The 4,929-nt window shown below is 49.7% G+C and carries 1 tRNA gene and 2 rRNA genes; all 3 read right to left on the bottom strand.

Annotated features, from left to right (window positions below):
- Positions 1-18: 18 nt before the first annotated feature.
- The 3 genes from HMPREF2728_RS02780 to HMPREF2728_RS02770 all read right to left on the bottom strand — a co-directional run bounded on the left by HMPREF2728_RS02780 (position 19) and on the right by HMPREF2728_RS02770 (position 4,712).
- Positions 19-2,919 (bottom strand): 23S ribosomal RNA (locus tag HMPREF2728_RS02780).
- 123 nt (positions 2,920-3,042) lie between these two features.
- Positions 3,043-3,115 (bottom strand) — tRNA-Ala (locus HMPREF2728_RS02775).
- Between the two features lie 50 nt (positions 3,116-3,165).
- Positions 3,166-4,712: ribosomal RNA gene (locus HMPREF2728_RS02770) — 16S ribosomal RNA — on the bottom strand.
- The 16S and 23S rRNA genes sit together here with 1 tRNA gene alongside, the layout of an rRNA operon.
- Between the last annotated feature and the right edge of the window lie 217 nt (positions 4,713-4,929).

Below are 4,929 nucleotides of genomic sequence, written 5' to 3'. Positions count from 1 at the left end.
TTCGTATTCTCAGTTACTTTGGATAAGTCCTCGAGCTATTAGTATTAGTCCGCTACATGTGTCGCCACACTTCCACTTCTAACCTATCTACCTGATCATCTCTCAGGGCTCTTACTGATATAAAATCATGGGAAATCTCATCTTGAGGTGGGTTTCACACTTAGATGCTTTCAGCGTTTATCCCTTCCCTACATAGCTACCCAGCGATGCCTTTGGCAAGACAACTGGTACACCAGCGGTAAGTCCACTCTGGTCCTCTCGTACTAGGAGCAGATCCTCTCAAATTTCCTACGCCCGCGACGGATAGGGACCGAACTGTCTCACGACGTTCTGAACCCAGCTCGCGTGCCGCTTTAATGGGCGAACAGCCCAACCCTTGGGACCGACTACAGCCCCAGGATGCGACGAGCCGACATCGAGGTGCCAAACCTCCCCGTCGATGTGAACTCTTGGGGGAGATAAGCCTGTTATCCCCAGGGTAGCTTTTATCCGTTGAGCGATGGCCCTTCCATACGGAACCACCGGATCACTAAGCCCGACTTTCGTCCCTGCTCGAGTTGTAGCTCTCGCAGTCAAGCTCCCTTATACCTTTACACTCTGCGAATGATTTCCAACCATTCTGAGGGAACCTTTGGGCGCCTCCGTTACCTTTTAGGAGGCGACCGCCCCAGTCAAACTGCCCGTCAGACACTGTCTCCGATAGGGATCACCTATCTGGGTTAGAGTGGCCATAACACAAGGGTAGTATCCCAACAGCGTCTCCTTCGAAACTGGCGTCCCGATCTCTTAGACTCCTACCTATCCTGTACATGTGGTACAGACACTCAATATCAAACTGCAGTAAAGCTCCATGGGGTCTTTCCGTCCTGTCGCGGGTAACCTGCATCTTCACAGGTACTAAAATTTCACCGAGTCTCTCGTTGAGACAGTGCCCAAATCATTACGCCTTTCGTGCGGGTCGGAACTTACCCGACAAGGAATTTCGCTACCTTAGGACCGTTATAGTTACGGCCGCCGTTTACTGGGGCTTCAATTCATACCTTCGCTTACGCTAAGCACTCCTCTTAACCTTCCAGCACCGGGCAGGCGTCACCCCCTATACATCATCTTACGATTTAGCAGAGAGCTGTGTTTTTGATAAACAGTTGCTTGGGCCTATTCACTGCGGCTGACCTAAGTCAGCACCCCTTCTCCCGAAGTTACGGGGTCATTTTGCCGAGTTCCTTAACGAGAGTTCTCTCGCTCACCTGAGGCTACTCGCCTCGACTACCTGTGTCGGTTTGCGGTACGGGTAGAGTATGTTTAAACGCTAGAAGCTTTTCTTGGCAGTGTGACGTCACTAACTTCGCTACTAAACTTCGCTCCCCATCACAGCTCAATGTTATAGAACTAAGCATTTAACTCAATTCACACCTCACTGCTTAGACAGACACTTCCAATCGTCTGCTTTAGTTAGCCTACTGCGTCCCTCCATCACTACATACTCTAGTACAGGAATATCAACCTGTTGTCCATCGGATACACCTTTCGGTCTCTCCTTAGGTCCCGACTAACCCAGGGCGGACGAGCCTTCCCCTGGAAACCTTAGTCTTACGGTGGACAGGATTCTCACCTGTCTTTCGCTACTCATACCGGCATTCTCACTTCTATGCGTTCCAGCACTCCTCACGGTACACCTTCTTCACACATAGAACGCTCTCCTACCATACCTATAAAGGTATCCACAGCTTCGGTAAATTGTTTTAGCCCCGGTACATTTTCGGCGCAGGGTCACTCGACTAGTGAGCTATTACGCACTCTTTGAATGAATAGCTGCTTCTAAGCTAACATCCTAGTTGTCTGTGCAACCCCACATCCTTTTCCACTTAACAATTATTTTGGGACCTTAGCTGGTGGTCTGGGCTGTTTCCCTTTCGACTACGGATCTTAGCACTCGCAGTCTGACTGCCGACCATAATTCTTTGGCATTCGGAGTTTATCTGAGATTGGTAATCCGGGATGGACCCCTCACCCAAACAGTGCTCTACCTCCAAGAATCTCTAATGTCGACGCTAGCCCTAAAGCTATTTCGGAGAGAACCAGCTATCTCCAAGTTCGTTTGGAATTTCTCCGCTACCCACAAGTCATCCAAGCACTTTTCAACGTGCCCTGGTTCGGTCCTCCAGTGCGTCTTACCGCACCTTCAACCTGCTCATGGGTAGGTCACATGGTTTCGGGTCTACGACATAATACTAAGGCGCCCTTTTCAGACTCGGTTTCCCTACGGCTCCGTCTCTTCAACTTAACCTCGCATCATATCGTAACTCGCCGGTTCATTCTACAAAAGGCACGCTCTCACCCATTAACGGGCTCGAACTTGTTGTAGGCACACGGTTTCAGGTTCTATTTCACTCCCCTCCCGGGGTGCTTTTCACCTTTCCCTCACGGTACTGGTTCACTATCGGTCACTAGGGAGTATTTAGGGTTGGGAGATGGTCCTCCCAGATTCCGACGGGATTTCACGTGTCCCGCCGTACTCAGGATACTGCTAGGTACAAAGACTATTTTAAATACGAGGCTATCACTCTCTTTGGCTGATTTTCCCAAACCATTCTTCTATAGTCTTTGAGTCCACATTGCAGTCCTACAACCCCGAAGAGTAAACTCTTCGGTTTGCCCTTCTGCCGTTTCGCTCGCCGCTACTAAGGCAATCGCTTTTGCTTTCTCTTCCTGCAGCTACTTAGATGTTTCAGTTCACTGCGTCTTCCTCCTCATATCCTTAACAGATATGGGTAACAGGTAGTACCTGTTGGGTTCCCCCATTCGGAAATCCCTGGATCATCGCTTACTTACAGCTACCCAAGGCATATCGTCGTTTGTCACGTCCTTCTTCGGCTCCTAGTGCCAAGGCATCCACCGTGCGCCCTTATTAACTTAACCTTATTTTTGACCTTTCAGTCATAAACTCTTATTAATACTACAGCGTTTTCGGTTTATTTTCTTGTTACTATTTGATATAGATATTCAATTTTCAATGTGCATTACTTGGTGATCTCTCACCAATGGAGCCTAGCGGGATCGAACCGCTGACCTCCTGCGTGCAAAGCAGGCGCTCTCCCAGCTGAGCTAAGGCCCCACAAGACCTCTCAAGACTAAACAAGACCAATGTGCATTCCTTATCCTTAGAAAGGAGGTGATCCAGCCGCACCTTCCGATACGGCTACCTTGTTACGACTTCACCCCAATCATCTATCCCACCTTAGGCGGCTGGCTCCTAAAAGGTTACCTCACCGACTTCGGGTGTTACAAACTCTCGTGGTGTGACGGGCGGTGTGTACAAGGCCCGGGAACGTATTCACCGCGGCGTGCTGATCCGCGATTACTAGCGATTCCGACTTCATGTAGGCGAGTTGCAGCCTACAATCCGAACTGAGACTGGCTTTAAGAGATTAGCTTGCCGTCACCGACTTGCGACTCGTTGTACCAGCCATTGTAGCACGTGTGTAGCCCAGGTCATAAGGGGCATGATGATTTGACGTCATCCCCACCTTCCTCCGGTTTATTACCGGCAGTCTCGCTAGAGTGCCCAACTGAATGATGGCAACTAACAATAGGGGTTGCGCTCGTTGCGGGACTTAACCCAACATCTCACGACACGAGCTGACGACAACCATGCACCACCTGTCACCTCTGTCCCGAAGGAAAGCTCTATCTCTAGAGCGGTCAGAGGGATGTCAAGACCTGGTAAGGTTCTTCGCGTTGCTTCGAATTAAACCACATGCTCCACCGCTTGTGCGGGCCCCCGTCAATTCCTTTGAGTTTCAACCTTGCGGTCGTACTCCCCAGGCGGAGTGCTTAATGCGTTAGCTGCGGCACTAAACCCCGGAAAGGGTCTAACACCTAGCACTCATCGTTTACGGCGTGGACTACCAGGGTATCTAATCCTGTTTGCTCCCCACGCTTTCGAGCCTCAGCGTCAGTTACAAGCCAGAGAGCCGCTTTCGCCACCGGTGTTCCTCCATATATCTACGCATTTCACCGCTACACATGGAATTCCACTCTCCCCTCTTGCACTCAAGTTAAACAGTTTCCAAAGCGTACTATGGTTAAGCCACAGCCTTTAACTTCAGACTTATCTAACCGCCTGCGCTCGCTTTACGCCCAATAAATCCGGACAACGCTCGGGACCTACGTATTACCGCGGCTGCTGGCACGTAGTTAGCCGTCCCTTTCTGGTAAGATACCGTCACAGTGTGAACTTTCCACTCTCACACTCGTTCTTCTCTTACAACAGAGCTTTACGATCCGAAAACCTTCTTCACTCACGCGGCGTTGCTCGGTCAGACTTCCGTCCATTGCCGAAGATTCCCTACTGCTGCCTCCCGTAGGAGTCTGGGCCGTGTCTCAGTCCCAGTGTGGCCGATCACCCTCTCAGGTCGGCTATGTATCGTCGCCTTGGTGAGCCGTTACCTCACCAACTAGCTAATACAACGCAGGTCCATCTGGTAGTGATGCAATTGCACCTTTCAAGCAGATATCATGCAATATCTACTGTTATGCGGTATTAGCTATCGTTTCCAATAGTTATCCCCCGCTACCAGGCAGGTTACCTACGCGTTACTCACCCGTTCGCAACTCATCCGGAGAAGCAAGCTCCTCCTTCAGCGTTCTACTTGCATGTATTAGGCACGCCGCCAGCGTTCGTCCTGAGCCAGGATCAAACTCTCATTAAAAGTTTGAGTTCTCACTCATTTCGTCACTGACAGATTTATTGTTTTTTTCATTGTTCAGTACTACAACTTCAGTTGTAGTGCCCTGCACATTGGTTCGTCTTGTTCAGTTTTCAAAGGTCTTTGTCACTCGCTTCTCTCAAGTGACAACTATATTAGTATATCACAGCCGCTTTCGCTTGTCAACACTTTTTTGAAACTTTTTTTAATTTTTTTCATC

The organism is Streptococcus sp. HMSC061D10 (assembly GCF_001808865.1).
Classification (GTDB): Bacteria; Bacillota; Bacilli; order Lactobacillales; family Streptococcaceae; genus Streptococcus.
The sequence above is the reverse complement of the archived record's forward strand: the minus strand, read 5'-3'. Positions and strand labels throughout refer to the sequence as shown.